The following is a 19,302-nucleotide window of genomic DNA, read 5'->3' on the forward strand; positions in this document are numbered from 1 at the left end:
TCACTCTAGCCGCGGTGCGAGCCCTCGTGCCTCACGGATGACGTTAACCACCTGGACCATGATGTCGTTGAGCCCGAAGTCTCGAGGCGTGAACGTCGCGGCCACCCCCAGCTCCCGCAGCCGGCGGGCGTCGGCGTCCGGGATGATGCCACCGACCACGACGGGCACGTCCGTCACGCCGGCTTCGCGCAGACCGTTCAGCACCTCGGGGACCAGGGACATGTGCGACCCGGACAGGATGGACAGGCCCACGACGTGCACGTCCTCGGCCACCGCGGCAGCCACGATCTGCTCTGGCGTCAACCGGATGCCCTGGTAGACGACCTCGAACCCCGCGTCACGTGCCCGCACCGCCACCTGCTCGGCGCCGTTGGAGTGCCCGTCCAGCCCCGGCTTGCCCACGAGGAAGCGCAGGTGCGTGCCGAGCTCGTCGCCGGTGCGCCGCACCGCGTCCCGGACGTCGGCCAGCTCACCGCGCCAGTCGGTGACCCCGCTGTCCTCGGCGGTCGACATACGGTCAGGACCGCCCGCCACCGGCGCGGAGGAGACGCCCGTGTGCGCGCGGTACTCGCCGAAGACCTCCCGCAGCGCGTCGGTCCACTCCCCCGTGGTGACGCCGGCCCTGGCGCACTCGATGGACGCGGCCATCAGGTTGGTCGTGGAGGCCGCGTCGGTGCGCAGCCGCTCCAGCGCGTCCCGGGCCGCCGCACGTCGGTCCGGGTCAGCGTCGCGCTCGTCCCGCCAGCGGCGCACCGCCTCGACGGCTCGCTCCTCCACGTCGGGGTCGGCCACGTGGATGGCCGTGTCGAGGTCCGCCGTGAGCGGGCTGGGCTCGGTACCCTGGAAGCAGTTGACGCCGACGACCTTGTCGACGCCCGCCTCGATGCGCCGCCGGCGCTCGGCGTGCGAGGCGACGAGCGCGGACTTGAGGTAGCCGGACTCCACCGCCTCGATGACGCCACCCATCGCCTCGATCCGAGCCATCTCCTCCTTGGCCCCGGCGACCAGCTCGGCGACCCTGGCCTCGACCACGGTGGAGCCGGCAAAGATGTCCTCGTGCTCGAGCAGGTCCGACTCGTAGGCCAGCACCTGCTGGATGCGCAGGGACCACTGCTGGTCCCAGGGCCGCGGCAGACCGAGGGCCTCGTTCCAGGCCGGCAGCTGCACGGCCCTGGCGCGGGCGTCCTTGGACAGGGTGACGGCGAGCATCTCGAGGACGATGCGCTGCACGTTGTTCTCCGGCTGCGCCTCGGTCAGGCCCAGGCTGTTGACCTGCACGCCGTAGCGGAAGCGACGCTGCTTGGGGTCCTGCACGCCGTAGCGCTCCTGCGTCAGCTCGTCCCAGAGCTGCACGAACGCCCGCATCTTGCACATCTCCTCGACGAAGCGCACGCCGGCGTTGGCGAAGAAGGAGATGCGGCCGACGACGTCGCCCAGGCTCTCCTGAGGCACCTGACCCGCGGCGACGACGGCGTCGAGCACGGCCGTGGCCGTCGACAGGGAGTAGGCGAGCTCCTGCACGGGGGTCGCGCCGGCCTCCTGCAGGTGATAGCTGCAGATGTTGATCGGGTTCCACCGCGGGATCTCGGTGACGGTGAAGGCGATCATGTCGGTGATCAGCCGCAGCGAGGGTCCCGGGCCGAAGACGTGGGTGCCGCGGCTGAGGTACTCCTTGACGATGTCGTTCTGCGTGGTGCCCGCCAGCCTGCGCCGGGTCTCGAGGGGGTCGGCTCCAGCGGCCTCGGCCTGCTCCTCCGCCACGGCGTCGTAGAGCGCGAGCAGCCACATGGCGGTGGCGTTGATGGTCATGGAGGTGTTCATCTCCGCGAGCGGGATGCCGTCGAAGAGCGCGCGCATGTCGCCGACGTGGCTCACCGGGACGCCCACCTTGCCGACCTCGCCGCGCGCGAGCACGTGGTCCGGGTCGTGCCCCGTCTGGGTGGGCAGGTCGAAGGCGACGGACAGACCCGTCTGCCCCTTGGCGAGGTTGGTGCGGTAGAGCGCGTTGCTGGCGGCGGCCGAGGAGTGGCCCGCGTAGGTCCGCATCACCCACGGTCGGTCCTTGGGGCGCTCGGTCATCTGCTCGTCAGCCATGTCGGCAAACTACCGGCGGGTCAGGCCTGGGCGGGAGGCCTGCCGACGGTGATGGTCGACACAGGTGCGGAGGTCGCACGACGGCGGCGCTGCAGGACCTTGCCCAGGCGCATCGCGGCGACCACCCGCTCGAAGCGGTCGGAGGGGTCGACGATGACCAGCGTGCGTCCCTCGCGCGCCGCCCTGTGGTGCACGCCGGCCACGAGGGCGAGCGCGGTCGAGTCGTGGATCTCGGCCTCCGCCAGGTCGAGGACCAGCTCACCCTCGCCGAGGACGATGGCCCGGTGCAGCTCCTCGCGCAGCTGGTGGTCGTTGCCGGCGTCCAGTCGACCGGTGACCCGCAACTCGGCCCCGGGCACGACGACCTCCACCGTCGTCACCGAAGGATGCGTGCGCGCTCTGGCCATGAGGGCCCCCACGTGGCTGACCGGTGCGACCACCGGCAGCCGAGTACTCAAGTGATGTGTCGTCACCCATTGAACACCTAGGGTGCCCTTCCTCGACAGGGCTGCGTCGGTTCCCGGCCGAGGCCGGCTCAGACGCGCGTGCGACGATGCCGTCATGGTCAACCTCACGCGCATCTACACCCGGACCGGCGACGACGGCACCACCCACCTCGGAGACTTCTCGCGCACCAGCAAGACCGACCCGCGACTGCAGGCCTACGCGGACAGCAACGAGGCGAACGCGGCCCTCGGGATCGCGGTCGCCGCCGGGTCGCTGCGCGAGGACGTCGTCTCCACCCTCACCCGGATCCAAAACGACCTTTTCGACGTTGGAGCGGACCTGTGCAACCCGCTGCGGAGCGAGACCCCGGAGTACCCGCCCCTGCGGGTCCAGGCGCCGTGGATCGACGAGCTCGAGGCCGACTGCGACCGCTACAACGGCGAGCTCGACAAGCTCCGGTCGTTCGTCCTCCCGGGCGGGACGCCCGGATCGGCCTACCTGCACCTCGCGTGCACCGTCGTGAGGCGGGCCGAGCGGAGCACCTGGGCGGCCATCGAGCGGTATGGCGACCAGCCCGCACCCGAGGGAGCCGACAAGGGCGAGGGCGGCGTCAACGTGCTCACCGCGAAGTACCTGAACCGCCTCTCGGACCTGCTGTTCATCCTCGCCCGCGTCGCGAACCTCGACGCAGGTGGCGACGTCCTCTGGCAGCCGGGCGGCGGTCGTTCCAGCTGATCGTCCAGTCACGGCTGAAGGGCTCTGTGGCCCCCGCGCGCGGGGCGAGCTCAGGCTGCGCGCGGGGGACGCCCTGGTGGCCGCGCCTCCTGCCAGGACCGGACCGCGGTGCAGTCGTCACGAGGCAGAGCCAGGTCGAAGGCCACCTCGCCCTGGGCGCACCGCATGACGAGCGGGTCGTCGATCAGGGACGGGGACTCTCCACGGGACGGCGTGTGGACGCCCAGCACCTCGACCCCCGCTCGCGGCATGACGTGGCTCGGGACGAGGGACACCCCGGAGAGGGTGAAGAAGAGCAGAGCGTCGGTGTCGTAGCGCGCCAGTCGCAGGCGCCACGGGTCCTCACGCGTGGGACGGACGGCACAGAGGAACATCGGTGCGCCGTCGGAGATCAGGCGCCGACGCACGAAGACCAGCGTCGTGAGCACGACGAGCAGCAGGAGGGCACCGGCGACCGCGATCTCCGCGACCTCCATGCCCGCCACCGTCGCGACCTAGTGGCGCTCGGCGCGAGGTGCCGCGTCGGTGTCAACGTGCTCCGCGACCAACGTCACCTTGTCGTCGTGCACGGAGAGGAAGCCGGAGTCGATCTGGACGACCTGGCGCCCCTCGCCGGAGGTGATGGAGACCTGGCCCTCGACCAGGACACCCAGCAGCGGTGCGTGGCCCGGCAGGATGCCGAGCTCGCCCTCGGTGGTGCGGGCGGTGACGGCGGAGGCCTCGCCCTCCCAGACCGGACGATCCGCGGAGACGAGTTGGACCTGCAGTGGCACGGAAGGCTCCTCCACCCTCGGGGACGATTCGTCTCATGCTACAAGCCCGGACGAGGAGCCACGGACCGCGCCGAAAGGGCGAAATCCATGATGGTGTCCGTTGCGTGGTGACTAGTCCGAAAGAATGGTGAAATGTGACTAGATGTCGATCTAGTGCTTACACATTGCGTAATTTCCGACTACCACGAGGCACCTAGTTCCGCACATGGAGTGGGCTTCGACAAGGGGCTGCCGTCAGGCGAGCACGCTGGGTAACCTGGACGCTGAATGCCAAGACCAGCCAGGGATGCGGCTCGCGCGAGTCGGCCCTGGGTGGTGCCAGCACCTCTGGGGGGAGACGACCATGACCGCGAACGACAGACCGCCACTGGTCTCCGTCGTCGTACCGACGTACAAGCGGACCGCGATGCTGCGCGAGGCCCTGGGGTCGGTCCTCGGACAGACCCTGCGGGACCTGGAGGTCATCGTCTGCGACAACGCCGACGACCCCGAGACCCGCGAGGTGGTGGCCTCGTTCGACGACGACCGCATCACCTACGTCGGCCGTCCGGAGAACATCGGGATGATGGCCAACGCGATCGACGGCTTCCGCCGGGCCACCGGCGAGCTGGTGATCAAGCTCGACGACGACGACGCCTTCGAGCCGGATGCGCTCGAGACGCTCGCGGCACCCTTCGCGGACCGGCCCGAGCTGACCGCGTCGTTCTGCGACCTCCAGCTCGTGGACGTCGCAGGGCACGAGCTGGCCGAGGCGACCACCACCTTGCAGCACGACACCCACCGGGAGTCCCTGGCGGAGGGATTGCACGCACCGTCCAGCGCGATCGCGGCCCAGGGAGCGGTGAGCCTGTCCGGCGCACTCCTGCGGCGCGCGGCCATCGACTGGTTCGCCGTCCCGGAGCAGGCCGGGACCTCCTACGACCTCTACCTCACGGTCGCCGCCGCCCAGGACGGAGCGGCCGCCTGGTACACCCGGCGTCCCCTGGTCCGCTACCGGATCCACGGCGCCAACGACAGCGTCAAGAACGTCATCCCCAGCCTGGAGGCGTCCCAGTTCATCCTCCGGGAGGCCCTGGAGTCCGGGCGCCACGGCGACCCAGCACCGTTCCAGGAGCGCATGGCTCAGGGTGATGCCAGGTTGGCGCGGGAGTATCTCCTCTGCGGCGACCGAGGTCGTGCCCTGCAGCGTGCCCTGAGGAGCCTTCGCGTGCACCCCACGCGAGCCGCCGTCGCGGCCATCGCACTGAGCCTCCTCCCCCGCGGCCTCGGCACCGCGGTGAGCCGCCGCCGCCGCGCCGCCTATCTCGGCACCGCGGAGCGCCGGGCGGCCACCAGGCCGCCGACCGCCATCGACAACTGATTTCGCACCCAGACAGCACCACGACGGTCCGACCGTCCCTCTGAAGGAGTCTCGTGACCACAGCACATCCCCAGACCACCCCGTCCTCCCCGCTCTCGGCGCTCGCCAAGCGGTGGTGGCTCGCGGTGGCCCTCCCGCTCGCGCTCGCCGTCGTGGGTTACATGCTCGGCGCGGCCAAGGCGCCGGTGTACACCGCCGAGGCGCGGACCTCCGTCGGTAGTGGAAACATCTCGGCGGGGGCGATCGCGGGATTCCCCCAGGCTACCCAGCAGATGGCCGCCAACTACGCGCGCTGGGTCAACGATCGCGGCGTCGAGGGCAAGGGCGACGTCCCCGCCGGCACCGAGGTCACCGCCTCCCCCGTCCCTGACTCCAACGTCATCCGCATCGAGGCCAAGAGCCCGGACAAGGAAGCTGCCGTGCAGTCGGCGCAGAAGGCCGCCGACGACCTCGCTGAGGCGGTCAACTCCAAGAAGGGCGAGAGCGACCCCGCCGTCACGCTCCAGCAGCTGAACAAGGTCGCGTCCGACTGGGGCCAGGCCAAAGCGGCAAGCGACTCGGCGAGCACGACCGCCAATCGCGCCATCGGTGCTGATCGTCCCGCGGCCACCATCGCGGCAGCTCAGCGGCGGGCGGCGGAGACGGCGGCAAAGTCGGCCGTCCTGCAGGCGCAGATGGACGCCCTGTCAGAGAAGTACCGTCAGCAGATCTCCCAGGGGTCCCAGGCCGCCAACCTGATCGTGGTCAAGCCCGCGGCCCTTGCGGACTCCACCAAGGCCGCCAACCAGCAGCGCTACGCCCTCGGCGGCCTGGTCCTCGGCCTTGGTCTGGCCCTGCTGCTGGCGATCCTGCTGGACCGTCGTCGTGTGCGTTCGCACAACCGCCGGATGGCGCGGGCCGAGGGATCGCACGTGGCAGAGACCACCGACGACGCCCGGTCTGACATCCGGTCGTGACGACGACTACAAGCACCCACCCGGCGCTGGAGCCGCTCCCCCCTGCGGGAGCACCGCCGGAACGGATACCTGCGTACGTCTGGCTCTTCCTTGGGTCGACGGCACTCAACGTCTTCTCGGGCAACAGCGGCTTGATGGGCTTCCCCGTGCCGCCCGACCGCGTGTTGCTCCTGGGGTCGCTGATGCTGCTGGCACTTGAGCCGCGTCGCGACCGGTTGCGGAGCATGCCCGTCTACGCCGTAATGGCTGTCCTCACGCTGTGGACTGCCTGGTCGGCGCTGACCGCCGGCACCCTGATGACCGCGAACGGGTTCTATGCACTGCTGGACCGCATCATGGTGCCGTTCCTGATGTTCGCAGTCGGCGGACTGATCTTCTCCAGCACCCGTCGCCGTGACCTCCTGCTGCAAACGCTGGCGGTCGTCGGGCTCTACCTCGGAGTGGTGTCCGTCCTCTCCATGGTCGGACCCCAGCGACTGGTGTTCCCGCGCTACATCATGGACTACCTCACCAACAGTCCTATGGCTAAGAACGATCCGCGAGCCGTGGGTCCCTTCCTCTCGAGCGAGGCCAACGGGATGGCGTTGGCCCTGTGCGCGTTCGCGGCCGCCCTGCTATGGGTACGTACACGCAATGCTGGGTGGCGAGCCTTGGTGCTCCTCACCATCCCAGCGTGCACGGCGGGCCTGATCCTCACGCTGACCCGATCGTCCTGGCTGGCTGCGGTGCTCGGGGTCGTTCTCGTTGGTCTTATCGTTCCAGGGGCCAGGCGTTGGCTCGCCCTCGTGGCAATGCTCAGCACGGCGGCCCTAGGCGCGGTCTTGGTGGCCGTGCCGAGCTTGATGGAACTAGCTACGGGGCGCCTGACCACCTCCCGTTCCCTCTACGACCGGGCCAACACCTATGAGGCAGGCTGGAGGGCATTGGCAGAGCAACCCCTGTTCGGTATCGGCTGGAGTCGCTTCATCGACATCGGCACCGAATGGGTGCGGCAAGCACCTGACTACCCGATCACGACGGTCACCATCGAGATCCACAACGTCTTCCTGTCGCGAGCCGTAGAGACCGGCATCCCCGGCGCCCTCTTGTGGATCGCAATCGTCGTGATGGGGCCGCTCACCATGCTCTGGCGCGCTCGGCGAAGCCGGGGAGAGCTGCGGCTGTGGTGGCTCTTCCTGTTGTTCGCACTGGTGGTGTGGTTCGTCCCCAGCATGACGAGCCCCAACCCTTACCCCTTCCCGAACTACTTGATGTGGCTCATCGCCGGCATCGCTGGGCGGGCGGCCTTGGTGCATAACCTGACGACCAAGACCGGCGATGACGGCATCGAGCGACGCCGGGTCCAGGAGGACTCATGATTCCCATCGCCAAGGAAGTGGTTCGCCATGTGCGCGACACGACTCTGCCCTTGCAGCGACTTCGCCTAGCCAACCCCAACGCTCGGCTGACTCGGGGCGTGCTCTTCGACGGACGCGTGACGGACGTGACCCTGAAGGAGCGAGTACACGTGGCTGGCCCCAGTGTCCTGTCGGTCTCCAACGGCGGAGGGCTCGAGGGCGCTCGACTTGAGATAGGTGCCAGGACCTACGTGGGAGAGTTCAACAACATTCGCTGCGCGGGTGCTCCTATCGTCATCGGGCCAGACTGCCTCGTGTCGCAACAGTGCACGCTGGTGGGGTCCAACCACGGCACGCGGGCTGACCAACTCGTCAGGGACCAACCTTGGCACGGTAATGGCATCGTCATCGGTCGCGACGTCTGGATCGGGGCCGGCGCCACCATCCTGCCTGGGGCGCGCATCGGAGACGGCGCAGTGATCGCGTCCCGCTCGGTCGTTCGAGGTGAGGTTCCTGCCCTGGCCATCATGGCTGGCGCCCCCGCACGTCAGGTGGGCACGAGGACAAACAGCAACTGACTCACGAATGAATGAGACGGTGGGGCCACGAGGATTTCCTCGTGGCCCCACCGTCTTGCGAGTCGTATCGCTACCGCTTCACGATGCCGGCTTGCCATACTCCTGCTGGATTACCTGCATCTTGTCCCAAGGGAAGCCCTCCAGCTGCTTGTAGTTGGGCACGCCTCCTAGAATCGGCCCCCACGGATCCTTGCCCGTCTTAGCCTGCTGCGCTTGACCGCTCTCGGCGATAACCGCGACAGCGTGGGCGGTGTCCACCACGATGAATCCGTGCTTCTGGGCAGCCTTGGCAATAGCTTTTGCCAACGGGGTCATCTGGAGGGCATCAACGTTCACCGAGGGGTCCAGGCGCAATCTGGCCCCTTCAGGGATGGCGTTCGGATTGCTGGAGTTTCCGTCACTGCGGTTCGCTGGGTACCAAATCCGACTGTGGTGACCAGTCTCGATCAGGTTGAGTGCCATGGCGTGGTCGATCTTGCCGGACGCCGCTTCCTTGAGTGTCACCATCGAGCCAGTCGTCACTAGGCCGGACGCGCTGGCACCGTAAGGCGAATCAAAGAACCCTGGGGATTTAGAGACGTTGTCGATGCGCCCACCCCAGCATGCCTCCCACTTGTTAGGGTTCTTGGCCTGCTTGCGCAAAACCCAGAACTCCCACAGCTGGTCCGTGGTGGGGTCATAGAGCGTCAGAGTAGAGTCGGTTCCTGCAGCGGGGATCGCCCCGGCCGGGATGGGCACCTGCTTGAACATTGCCGGCCCATCCATCAGCCCCTCTGGCACGCCCGGCTTGTTCTGGCAGTTGAAGAACTCCAGATCAACCCGGGGAGTCTTACTATCGACGACGTAGTAGCTGGGGTTGTACCGATCATTGTTGAATGCTGCGATACCGCCCCAGTGGGGGGTGATCTGACTGCGAAGGTTCTGGATCATCGCGGCAGAGTTGGAGTGGGTGGGAGCCTTGCTCACGTCCACTTTGAATACATTGGTGCCAGAGTTGAATATCTGACTGGGGGGCGTATCCGGCGCCTTGGGATCAGGGACTGGGGTGGCGGTGTATCCCGGAGTCGCCATCACCGTGGGAAGGGCTGGCGCGCTGGAACTTGGTTCTACTTCGCTTGGCGCAGGCTTCGGCCCGCCGGTCTCCGACTGGCAGGCAGCCGAGGCCAGGACTCCCAAGGTCAGAGTCGCAGCCATCCATGCACGCTTGTCCCTCGTGGTGTTCACCATTTCATCTCCCCCTGGCCACCCGCGACTCGTCGAGCCGGGATGCCCACGTAGCTGCTATCGGTTTCCGTGCTCGTGAGCAGGACCGCATTTGCCCCTACCTGGGTACCGTCCCCCAGCACAATCGGTCCCAGGATCTTGCTACCGGCGCCCAGCATGGCACGATCCCCGATCTCAGGTGCGCCGTTTGCGTCCCGTACTCCCACCGTCACCTGGTGGTAGATCTTCACGTCGGCCCCGATGCGGGTCTCTGGGTGTAGCACCACACCTCGACCCGCGTGCGCCAGGCACAAGCCAGGCCCTGCGACGACCTGAGGTGGGAGCTCGGCCCCGATCACCCCACGCACCCACACGGCGTCCGCCAGCTGGCAGAGACGTCTGAGAGCAAAGGCCCGAACGCCGGGGACGCCGCTAAGGACCTGTCCCGCACGCCACACGATGAGCGTCAGGATGCTGCCCGCCTGGTCATTCACCTTCCGGTCGGACGCGCACAGACGTCGAAAGGCCTCTGCCGCGCCAGTGAGGTCCTTGTCTGCAAGGTCGTGCTTCACGCTTTCACCTTCCCAGTCGGATTCGTCCGCTGACCAAACGACCGACCATCGAGCGGAGTTCCGATGGGCCGATCACGAGCACTGCATACACGCAAGCCGCGGGAGCCGCGGCCAGACCGCAGAGGAGCAACGCAAGTGCACCAGTTGGGACGACGCTCCCGACCAGCATCTGGGCGCCGTAGACGCACAGATAAGAGATTGAAGCGGCCAGTGCTGCGACGTCGTAAGGAATCTGCCGCCATGGTGATGGCGCCAGATGCGGTAGCGACCGCCTCATCATTACCGTCAGTGCAATGGACGCGACCAACTGGGCGACCACTGTGGCCAAGATGGTCCCCACCACCCCGTAAGGAATAACGAGCAGCAGGGTCAGACTCAGGTTGAGTCCAGTGGCGATAAGGCCGTACTTGAGCTCAAGGTCCGATCGGCCCACCGCCAAGCACCACAAAATCTGGATGATACCGATCAGGTAGAACAGGTGCCCGACCAGGAGCACAGCGCTCACCAAACCTGGCAGGGAGGAGCCCATCTTGACCCAGTGCGTGACCCCGTAGTAGGCGGCGGGTGCGCCGACGGCGACCCAACCGACGACACCGAGCACCCACAGCCTCTGGATCCGAGCAAAGTCGGCGACTGCTGCCGCCTCGCCCTTACCACCCACCGAGCGACCCAACATGGCCTGAACGGGGCTGAAAGCGTTCATCGGGACCATTCGCAGTTGCTGGGCGAAGTTTGCCCCGGGCCCGAACTGTGGCTGCTGCGCTGCCGCAAACTTAGAGACGATGAGCATGTCACCCTGGAGGGACACCATGTCGAGAAGGCTGGAGAACTGCACCTTCCACGAGTACCCAAAGAACTCTTTGAGGTCGGGCCAAGCCAGCATCCCGACCCCGGCCTTCGACAGGTGTCTGAGCGCGGCAGGGATGATGGCAAGGGTCGCCATCAGCTGCTGGACGATGAACGTCAGGGCGATGCCCTTGAGCCCATGGTTGCCCTCGATCGTCCAGACCAGCCCGATGACGTAGATGACGTGCCCTGCAAGGCCGGTCGTGGTCGTGATGGCGAACTTGTGCTCGGCAAAGAGCACGTAGGCGAACAGGCCACGGATCTGGGCCATGGCGACCAGCACCACCATCGTGCGCAGCAGGAAGGCTGCCCCTTCGGGATCCGGGCGCGTGACGGGGAAGAAGTCGATGATCGCGGGAGTGGCGAGGAAGAAGAAGCCGAAGACCACCGTGGTCGTCCCCAGAACGATGGTGAGTAGCGTGACCAGCAGCCGTGTGGTCGCCGCCGCGTCCTCCCTGCCTGCGTAGAGGGTGAAGTACCGGCTCGCGCTAGGCCCGATGCCCCCGTCGAAGCTCGACATGAAGAGCTGAATGGTGTTGATGAGTAGGAAGATTCCGTAGATCTTCGCGCCCAGGCCCTCGATGATGTACGGGGTCAGCGCCAGGTTGATGATGAGGGGCAGGAACTGCCCCAGCGCCTGCCACGTGGTGCCCTTCAGCAGCGTCTTGAGCATCCCTCCGCCGACGGTGTCGCCTTCCGCCATCAGCGGAGGCGCTCGTTGGTCAGAGCGTCAGAAGGAGTGCAGGCCATGCCTGCCATCATAGGGAGTGATCTGGACGGGCACGGCAATCCGGCAAAATCCAGACCCTCTTATGGCGTCCACCTAGACTGGTCGACACCAGGACGTCGTCAGAGGCGGTGAGGGACTCTGACAGGACGTCCACGCACCCACGAATTGGAGTACCCATGCCAGCGCGCCAGCCGCTCGTGACGGTGGTCATCCCGGCATACCAGGCCGAGGCGTTCCTCGGCGCAGCCGTGACGAGTGCCCTCACGCAGACGTACCCGAACATCGAGGTCGTCATCACGGACGACGGCTCTAGCGACCGGACCGGGGCCATCGCCGCGGCCTACGGGGACCTCGTCCGGGTGGTCACCCAGGAGAACCGCGGCCTGCCAGGCGCCCGCAACTCCGCCATCCGCGAGGCACGCGGCGAGCTCGTCGCCCTGCTGGACGCGGACGACATCCTGCTGCCGCCGTACGTCCAGACGGCGGTCGAGACCTGGCTGGCGGCCGACGACGAGCGGGCCTTCGTGACCTGCGACGCCCAGATCATGAGCTCGGCCGGGATCGTGCCCGGTCGCACCGTCTTCCCGTCGGGCACGCCAGCGCCGGGCACCCAGCGCCTCCGCATCCTGGAGAACAACTTCGTCTCCGGCTTCGCCGTCTTCCCCCGCCGCATGTGGGAGGAGGTCGGTGGCTTCGACGAGTCCATGCGGGTCTGCGAGGACTACGACTTCTGGGCGCGCGCCATCTACGCCGGCTGGACCGCCCGCTTCGTCACGGCTCACCACGCGCTCTACCGCCGCGTCGCGGGGACGCTGTCCACCCAGAGCGAGCGGATGTATGCCGGAGAGCAACAGGTGCTGGCGCACGTCGCCGAGCTGCACGGCCCACGCCTCAGTGCCGAGGAGCGCCGGTTCCTCGACCTGCGGCTCGAGCGCGGCTCGGCGGTGCAGCAGGTCGACCTCGGTGAGTCCGCGCTGCGGCGCGGTGACGTGCCGACGGCGGCCGATCACTTCGCCGTCGCCTCGCAGCTCATGCCCAGCGCCCGTCGGATCCGGCTCAAGGCCGAGGTCCTGCGCCGGGTGCCTGCCCTCGGCGCCGTCTATGCCCGCCGACTCGCTGCCAAGGACCGCGAGACCGGCCGCACGTCCGAGGACACGCGCCCGTGAGCACGCCCGACATCGCCCCACGCGCCTCCGTGATCATCCCGGCCCATGACGAGGGCGGGGTGATCGACCGCTGCCTCGACGCCCTCGACGAGGACGTCCGCGCTGGGCGCCTCGAGGTCGTCGTCGCGGCCAACGGGTGCACCGACGACACGGTGGCGCGCGCCCGCCGTCATACGGGCGTGCAGGTCCTGGACCTCCCCACCCCGTCGAAGGTCCAGGCCATCAACGCGGCCGACGCCGTCGCCACGGCCTTCCCCCGCATCTATCTGGACGCCGACATCGTCCTCAACGCGGACGCCCTGGACGCCATGGTCCGGGTCCTCGACACGGATCTGCCGCGAGCCGCTGCTCCCCAGGTGCGGTTCGCCACCGACCGGGCCACCTGGCCCGTCCGCGCGTTCTACGACGTGTTCGCCGAGCTGCCCTACGTCCAGGACAAGCTGGTGGGCCTCGGCGTCTACGGGATGTCCCGCGCCGGCCGGTCCCGCTTCGTCGAGTTCCCCGACCTGCTCGGCGACGACCTGTTCGCGCAGCGCATCTTCTCCCTGGACGAGCGGATCATCGTCGACGGCACCTTCGAGGTGCAGGTCCCGCGGACGCTCCGCCAGCTCGTCAAGGTGCGCACCCGCGTGGCTCGCGGCAACGCCCAGCTGGCGCAGGAGGATCCGGGCGCGATGGTCGACGACGGCCGCACGCCGGACTTCTCCACGTCCACGCGATCCACCTCCAAGGCCCTCGTCGACCTGATCGTGCGGCGTCCGTCCATGATCCCGTCCGCCCTCGTCTACGTGCTCGTCACGGCCTACGCCCGACGCGAGGCCCGTCGCACCACGACCGCCGCGTGGGAGCGAGACACGTCCACGCGCTGACCAGCCCGTCACCCCAAGGAGCTCCGTGACCACCGCCCAGCCGCAGGCGTCGGACGACCTCGCCGTCGCCTATCTCGTCAGCCAGTACCCCGCCCTCTCGCACGCGTTCATCGAGCGTGAGGTGCATGCGCTCCGGGAGCGTGGCACCCGGGTCGACACCTTCACGCTCAACACCTGCCCTCAGCAGCAGCTGGTCTCGCAGGCGATGCGCGAGGACGCACGCACGACCTATGTCGTCAAGGACGAGCGCCGCGCCGCCCTGGCCAACCTGGCGCTGCTGCGCACCCAGCCAGATGCCTGGCTGCGCGGCCTCTCCCGGGCCCTGCGCACCGGCGAGCTGACACCGAGGGCCCGCCTCTGGCAGCTGTTCTACTTCGCCGAGGCCGTGACCCTGCACCGCGAGATGCGCCGCCGCGGGCTGCGCCACGTGCACGTGCACTTCGCCAACGCGGCGGCCGACGTCGCCCGGCTGACGGTGGCCCTCGCGAAGGACCTCGGCGAGGACTGGTCCTGGAGCTTCAGCATGCACGGACCGACCGAGTTCGAGGCCGTGCAGCGCTTCGACCTGCCCGCCAAGGTCCGATCCGCAGGGGGCGTCGCCTGCATCTCCGACTTCTGCCGCAGCCAGCTCATGCGCATGGTCGACCCCGCCGTGTGGCCACGGCTCGACGTCGTGCGGATGACGGTCGACCCCGAGGCCTATCCCCCGCCGCCCGAGGGCCGCGTGCGGACCGAGGGCGAGCCCCTGCGGGTGCTGTATGTCGGTCGCCTGGTCCCCGAGAAGGGTGGGCCGGTCCTGCTCGACGCCGTGACCGAGCTGCGCGACGCCGGCGTCCCCCTGAGGGTCCGCATGGTCGGCGCCGGGCCGCTGCACGAGACGCTGGCCGCCACCATCGCCGAGCGTGGGCTCGGGGACGTCGTCGAGCTCGTGGGTCCCCTGGGCCAGGACGACCTACCCCTCGAGTACCGTCAGGCCGACGTGTTCTGCCTGCCGAGCTTCCAGGAGGGCCTGCCCGTCGTGCTCATGGAGGCGATGTCCACCGAGCTGCCCGTCGTCACCACCCGCATCGCGGGGGTCACGGAGCTGGTCCGCGACGGTGAGACCGGGCACGTGATCCCGGCCGGCCGCGCCGACCTCCTGGCGCAGGCGCTGCGCGAGGTCGCCGCCGACCCCGCACGCCGGGCGACCCAGGGCGCCGCCGGCCGCGCCGCCGTGCTCCAGGAGTTCACCCCTGGCACCGCAGCACCGGCCATGCAGGCCTTCCTCGCCCGTTTCGGGGCGGCGCGCGCACGGCGCTGACCACGGATCCGACCGGGCACCCGGCATACGGGCGGCAACGAAGACGGCGGGCCATCTCCCTGGAGGAGATGGCCCGCCGTCGTGCTGACGGGTGAAGGTCAGAGGTTCTTCTGGATCTCCGCCCACTGGCGCTCGACGTCGTCGAGGCCACCGCACATGAAGAAGGCCTGCTCGGCGACGTGGTCGTAGTCGCCGTCGCAGATCTTGGTGAACGCCTCGATGGTGTCCTCCAGCGGGACCGTCGAACCCTCGATGCCGGTGAACTGCTTGGCGACGTAGGTGTTCTGCGACAGGAAGCGCTGGATGCGGCGAGCCCGGTTGACGAGGATCTTGTCCTCCTCGGAGAGCTCGTCCATGCCGAGGATCGCGATGATGTCCTGCAGCTCCTTGTTGCGCTGCAGGATCCCCTTGACGCGGACCGCGGTGCTGTAGTGGTCCTGGGAGATGTAGCGCGGGTCGAGGATGCGGGACGTCGACGTCAGCGGGTCCACGGCCGGGTAGATACCCATGGAGGCGATGTCACGAGAGAGCTCGGTGGTCGCGTCTAGGTGGGCGAAGGTCGTGGCCGGGGCCGGGTCGGTGTAGTCGTCGGCGGGCACGTAGATCGCCTGCATCGAGGTGATCGAGTGACCACGCGTCGAGGTGATGCGCTCCTGGAGCACACCCATCTCGTCGGCGAGCGTGGGCTGGTAGCCCACGGCGGACGGCATACGACCGAGGAGGGTCGAGACCTCCGAGCCGGCCTGCGTGAAGCGGAAGATGTTGTCGATGAAGAGCAGCACGTCCTGCTTCTGGACGTCGCGGAAGTACTCCGCCATCGTCAGGGCCGACAGCGCGACGCGCAGACGCGTGCCCGGCGGCTCGTCCATCTGGCCGAAGACGAGGGCGGTCTGCCCGAGGACACCCGCCTCCTCCATCTCGACCATGAGGTCGTTGCCCTCACGGGTGCGCTCGCCGACACCGGCGAACACCGACACACCACCGTGGTCGCGGGCGACACGGGCGATCATCTCCTGGATGAGGACCGTCTTACCGACGCCGGCGCCGCCGAACAGGCCGATCTTGCCGCCCTGCACGTACGGGGTCAGCAGGTCGATGACCTTGATGCCCGTCTGGAACATCTGCGTCTTGGACTCGAGCTGGTCGAAGGCCGGCGCCTGGCGGTGGATGCCCCAGCGCTCGTTGACCTCGAAGCGCTCGCCCTCGGCGAGGTTGAGCACCTCGCCGGTGGTGTTGAAGACCTTGCCGAGCGTCACGTCGCCGACGGGGACGGTGATCGGGCCGCCGGTGTCACGCACCGTCGCGCCGCGGACGAGGCCGTCCGTGGGCTGCAGGGACACGGCGCGCACGAGGTTGTCACCGATGTGCTGGGCGACCTCGAGGTTCAGCGTCTTGTTCTCTCCGCCGAGCTCGACGTCGACCTTGAGCAGGTTGTACATCTCGGGCATGGCGTCGGCGGGGAACTCCACGTCGACGACCGGGCCGATGGAACGGGAGACCCGACCGACGCCGCCCTCGGCGGGGGCGCCCTGCTGGGCCTCGTTCATGGTGGCAGTCATGGCTGTCTCTACCTTCTTGTGTTGGGCGGCTTACTTGGCGTCCGCGAGGGCGTTCGCGCCGCCCACGATTTCGCTGATCTCTTGGGTGATCTCGGCCTGACGAGCCTGGTTGGCCAGACGCGTGTAGGTCTTGATGAGCTCCTCGGCGTTGTCCGTCGCCGACTTCATCGCGCGCTGGCGCGACGCGAGCTCGGAGGCGGCCGCACCCAGCAGGCAGGTGTAGATGCGTGAGGTGACGTACTTGGGCAGGAGCGCGTCGAGCACGGTCTCGGCGTCCGGCTCGAACGAGAACTGCGGCTGCAGGCCCTCGTCGTCCGGCTCCTCCAGGAAGCCCTCGTCGACGTCCACGCGCTGACCCCGCTCCACGACCTCCAGCGGCAGCAGGCGCAGGGCGCGCGGCTGCTGGGTGACCATGGTGCGGAAGCGGGTGTAGACGACGTGGATCTCGTCGCAGCCGCCGTCCTCGGTGTCGCGCAGGAAGTCCCGCATGACGCGCTCGCCGATCTCCTGCGCGTGAGCGAACTTCGGCGCGTCGCTGAAGCCCTCCCAGGCCTCGGCGTACTGGCGGTCGCGGAACTTGAACCACGCCACGGCCTTGCGACCGACGAGGTAGGGCACGACCTCCTTGCCCTCGGAGCGCAGGCGCTCCATGAGCTCGTTGGCGGTCTTGAGCGCGGACGCCGAGTAGGCCCCGGCCAGGCCGCGGTCGCTGGTGATGATGAGGACGCCGGCCCGTCGGCCCTCGCTCGTGCGTGTGGTCAGCGGGTGATCCTCGTTGGCGTATGACGCCGCCGCCGACACCGCACGCGTCAGCGCGTGGGTGTAGGGGGCTGCGCTCATGACGGCCTCGCGGGCCTTGACCACGCGGGAGGCGGCGATGAGCTCCATCGCCTTGGTGATCTTCTTGGTCGCGCTGACGGACCGGATGCGCTGGCGGTAGACCCGCATCTGCCCACCCATGTAGTTGCCGCCTTCCTGGGGTTCTTGCCTGGAGTGTCTGGTGTCCGGTGTGCCGCTGGTGACGGTGGCCGGTGCCGGGGTGTCCCCGCGGGGTCTCCCCCGGCACCGACGCGCGCGTCAGGTCAGTGGCGCTCGATCTGCGCGCGGTCCATCTCGTCGTCCTCGATGGAGTCGAACTCCTCGTGGCCGGGGTGGATGCCCGCGTGCTCGGTGCCCGGACGGAACTGCTGCTTGAACGCCGTCATGGCGTCGTCCATGGCGGCCTTGGCGTCGTCGTCCAGCTTCTTGGTCTCGCGGATCGCGTCCAGGATGCCGCCGCGCTCGCGCCGGACGTAGTCGATGAACTCCGCCTCGAAGCGGCGCACGTCGTCGACGTCCACGTCGTCCAGCTTGCCGGAGGTGCCGGCCCAGACCACGAGGACCTGGTCCTCGACGGCCATCGGCGACGCCTGCGGCTGCTTGAGCAGCTCGACCAGACGGGCACCGCGGGCCAGCTGCTGGCGCGACGCGGGGTCCAGGTCGGAGGCGAACATGGCGAAGGCCTCCATGGCGCGGAACTGCGCGAGGTCCACCTTGAGGCGGCCGGAGACCTCCTTCATCGCCTTGATCTGCGCGGAGCCACCGACGCGGGACACCGAGATGCCCACGTCGACGGCCGGACGCACGTTGGCGTTGAACAGGTCGCCCTGCAGGTAGATCTGGCCGTCCGTGATGGAGATGACGTTGGTCGGGATGTAGGCCGACACGTCACCGGCCTTGGTCTCGATGATCGGCAGACCCGTCATCGACCCGTGCCCGAGCTCGTCGGACAGCTTGGCGCAACGCTCCAGCAGCCGGCTGTGCAGGTAGAACACGTCGCCGGGGTAGGCCTCGCGGCCCGGCGGGCGGCGCAGCAGCAGCGACACGGCGCGGTAGGCCTCGGCCTGCTTGGACAGGTCGTCGAAGACGATGAGGACGTGCTTGCCGTCATACATCCAGTGCTGGCCGATGGCCGAGCCGGTGTAGGGGGCGAGGTACTTGAAGCCCGCGGCGTCGGAGGCCGGGGCCGCGACGATCGTGGTGTACTCCATCGCGCCGGCCTCCTCGAGGGTGCCACGCACCGAGGCGATGGTGGACCCCTTCTGGCCGATGGCGACGTAGATGCAGCGGACCTGCTTGTCCGGGTCGCCGGACTCCCAGTTGGCGCGCTGGTTGATGATCGTGTCCACCGCGACCGTGGTCTTGCCGGTCTGGCGGTCGCCGATGATCAGCTGACGCTGGCCACGGCCGATCGGGATCATCGAGTCGATGGCCTTGATGCCGGTCTGCATCGGCTCGTGGACCGACTTGCGCGAGACCACGTTGGGCGCCTGCAGCTCGAGGGCGCGGCGGCCCTCGGCCTGGATCTCGCCCAGGCCGTCGATCGGCTGGCCCAGGGGGTTGATCACGCGGCCCATGAAGGCGTCGCCGACGGGCACGGACAGCACCTCGCCGGTGCGCTTGACCGGCTGGCCCTCCTCGATGCCGGAGAAGTCACCCAGGATGACGACACCGATCTCGTGCACGTCGAGGTTGAGGGCGAGGCCGAGCGTGCCGTCCTCGAACTCGAGCAGCTCGTTGGTCATGGCCGAGGGCAGGCCCTCGACGTGGGCGATACCGTCACCGGCGTCGACGACACGACCGACCTCTTCGCGCGAGGCCGCACCAGGGTGGTACGACTGCACGAAGCTGTCCAGGGCGTCCCGGATCTCGTCCGGACGGATCGAAAGCTCCGTCATCTCTAACTTCTCTCCTCGTAGCGGTCGCGCGGACCGACGTTGGTGTGTCTGGTGGTGCGT

18 protein-coding genes are annotated in these 19,302 nt (G+C 68.4%); 8 read left to right on the forward strand and 10 right to left on the reverse strand.

Going from position 1 to position 19,302, the window contains the following annotated elements; genetic code table 11:
* Positions 1–2,046: a protein meaA gene (locus tag K313_RS0104870; RefSeq protein ID WP_420804897.1), complete on the reverse strand. Its 2,046-nt coding sequence runs from the start codon at positions 2,044–2,046 to the stop codon at positions 1–3.
* Between the two features lie 68 nt (positions 2,047–2,114).
* Entirely contained in the window at positions 2,115–2,474 is a 360-nt protein-coding gene (locus K313_RS23840) for an STAS domain-containing protein (protein ID WP_169516823.1), read from the reverse strand.
* Between the two features lie 181 nt (positions 2,475–2,655).
* On the opposite strand from K313_RS23840, the gene K313_RS20095 reads away from it, so the two are divergent.
* Entirely contained in the window at positions 2,656–3,276 is a 621-nt protein-coding gene (locus K313_RS20095; protein WP_034251814.1) for a cob(I)yrinic acid a,c-diamide adenosyltransferase, read from the forward strand.
* 50 nt (positions 3,277–3,326) lie between these two features.
* Here K313_RS20095 and K313_RS0104890 read toward each other — a convergent pair whose 3' ends face one another.
* Together K313_RS0104890 and K313_RS0104895 are read right to left on the reverse strand one after the other, a co-directional pair.
* Entirely contained in the window at positions 3,327–3,752 is a 426-nt protein-coding gene (locus K313_RS0104890; protein ID WP_019285650.1) for a DUF2550 family protein, read from the reverse strand.
* An 18-nt stretch (positions 3,753–3,770) separates the two neighbouring features.
* The gene (locus tag K313_RS0104895) at positions 3,771–4,049 is read right to left on the reverse strand and encodes a F0F1 ATP synthase subunit epsilon (RefSeq protein ID WP_019285651.1); all 279 of its coding nucleotides are present in this window, start codon (positions 4,047–4,049) and stop codon (positions 3,771–3,773) included.
* Positions 4,050–4,392: 343 nt separating this feature from the next.
* On the opposite strand from K313_RS0104895, the gene K313_RS0104900 reads away from it, so the two are divergent.
* From K313_RS0104900 to K313_RS0104915, 4 genes are all read left to right on the forward strand, one after another.
* Positions 4,393–5,409, forward strand: coding sequence for a glycosyltransferase family 2 protein (locus K313_RS0104900; protein WP_019285652.1), 1,017 nt, complete (start codon positions 4,393–4,395; stop codon positions 5,407–5,409).
* Between the two features lie 53 nt (positions 5,410–5,462).
* Positions 5,463–6,365 (forward strand): YveK family protein, encoded by a 903-nt coding sequence (locus K313_RS0104905; protein ID WP_019285653.1) that lies wholly within the window; start codon positions 5,463–5,465, stop codon positions 6,363–6,365.
* 146 nt (positions 6,366–6,511) lie between these two features.
* Positions 6,512–7,723, forward strand: coding sequence for an O-antigen ligase family protein (locus tag K313_RS0104910; RefSeq protein WP_169516824.1), 1,212 nt, complete (start codon positions 6,512–6,514; stop codon positions 7,721–7,723).
* On the forward strand, positions 7,720–8,280 hold the full coding sequence (locus K313_RS0104915; protein ID WP_019285655.1) for an acyltransferase: 561 nt from the start codon (positions 7,720–7,722) through the stop codon (positions 8,278–8,280). The genes K313_RS0104910 and K313_RS0104915 overlap by 4 nt, the downstream gene beginning before the upstream one ends.
* 78 nt (positions 8,281–8,358) lie before the next feature.
* Here the strand turns inward: K313_RS0104915 and K313_RS0104920 are convergent, their stop codons facing one another.
* The 3 genes from K313_RS0104920 to K313_RS0104930 form a co-directional block, all read right to left on the reverse strand.
* Positions 8,359–9,246: a DUF4124 domain-containing protein gene (locus K313_RS0104920; RefSeq protein ID WP_156911147.1), complete on the reverse strand. Its 888-nt coding sequence runs from the start codon at positions 9,244–9,246 to the stop codon at positions 8,359–8,361.
* A gap of 254 nt (positions 9,247–9,500) precedes the next feature.
* Positions 9,501–10,055, reverse strand: a complete 555-nt coding sequence (locus K313_RS0104925; protein WP_019285657.1) for a serine O-acetyltransferase — start codon at positions 10,053–10,055, stop codon at positions 9,501–9,503.
* A 4-nt stretch (positions 10,056–10,059) separates the two neighbouring features.
* Positions 10,060–11,604 (reverse strand): lipopolysaccharide biosynthesis protein, encoded by a 1,545-nt coding sequence (locus tag K313_RS0104930; RefSeq protein ID WP_029210669.1) that lies wholly within the window; start codon positions 11,602–11,604, stop codon positions 10,060–10,062.
* 203 nt (positions 11,605–11,807) lie between these two features.
* Here K313_RS0104930 and K313_RS22105 point away from each other — a divergent pair, with 203 nt between their 5' ends.
* Genes K313_RS22105 through K313_RS0104945 form a run of 3 tightly spaced genes read left to right on the forward strand, consistent with a single transcriptional unit; the run spans position 11,808 to position 14,966 of the window.
* A complete protein-coding gene (locus K313_RS22105; protein ID WP_019285659.1) occupies positions 11,808–12,797 on the forward strand; it encodes a glycosyltransferase family 2 protein in 990 nt (329 codons plus the stop codon).
* A complete protein-coding gene (locus tag K313_RS0104940) occupies positions 12,794–13,666 on the forward strand; it encodes a glycosyltransferase family 2 protein (RefSeq protein ID WP_019285660.1) in 873 nt (290 codons plus the stop codon). The genes K313_RS22105 and K313_RS0104940 overlap by 4 nt, the downstream gene beginning before the upstream one ends.
* A 25-nt stretch (positions 13,667–13,691) precedes the next feature.
* Entirely contained in the window at positions 13,692–14,966 is a 1,275-nt protein-coding gene (locus K313_RS0104945) for a glycosyltransferase family 4 protein (protein WP_029210671.1), read from the forward strand.
* Positions 14,967–15,064: 98 nt separating this feature from the next.
* Here K313_RS0104945 and atpD read toward each other — a convergent pair whose 3' ends face one another.
* From atpD to atpA, 3 genes are all read right to left on the reverse strand, one after another.
* Positions 15,065–16,525, reverse strand: a complete 1,461-nt coding sequence (gene atpD / locus K313_RS0104950) for a F0F1 ATP synthase subunit beta (protein WP_029210672.1) — start codon at positions 16,523–16,525, stop codon at positions 15,065–15,067.
* 30 nt (positions 16,526–16,555) lie between these two features.
* The gene (locus tag K313_RS0104955; RefSeq protein ID WP_019285663.1) at positions 16,556–17,485 is read right to left on the reverse strand and encodes a F0F1 ATP synthase subunit gamma; all 930 of its coding nucleotides are present in this window, start codon (positions 17,483–17,485) and stop codon (positions 16,556–16,558) included.
* 122 nt (positions 17,486–17,607) lie between these two features.
* Positions 17,608–19,242, reverse strand: coding sequence for a F0F1 ATP synthase subunit alpha (gene atpA / locus K313_RS0104960; RefSeq protein ID WP_029210673.1), 1,635 nt, complete (start codon positions 19,240–19,242; stop codon positions 17,608–17,610).
* Positions 19,243–19,302: the final 60 nt, after the last annotated feature.

It is taken from the genome of Arsenicicoccus bolidensis DSM 15745 (assembly GCF_000426385.1).
Lineage (GTDB): Bacteria > Actinomycetota > Actinomycetes > Actinomycetales > Dermatophilaceae > Arsenicicoccus > Arsenicicoccus bolidensis.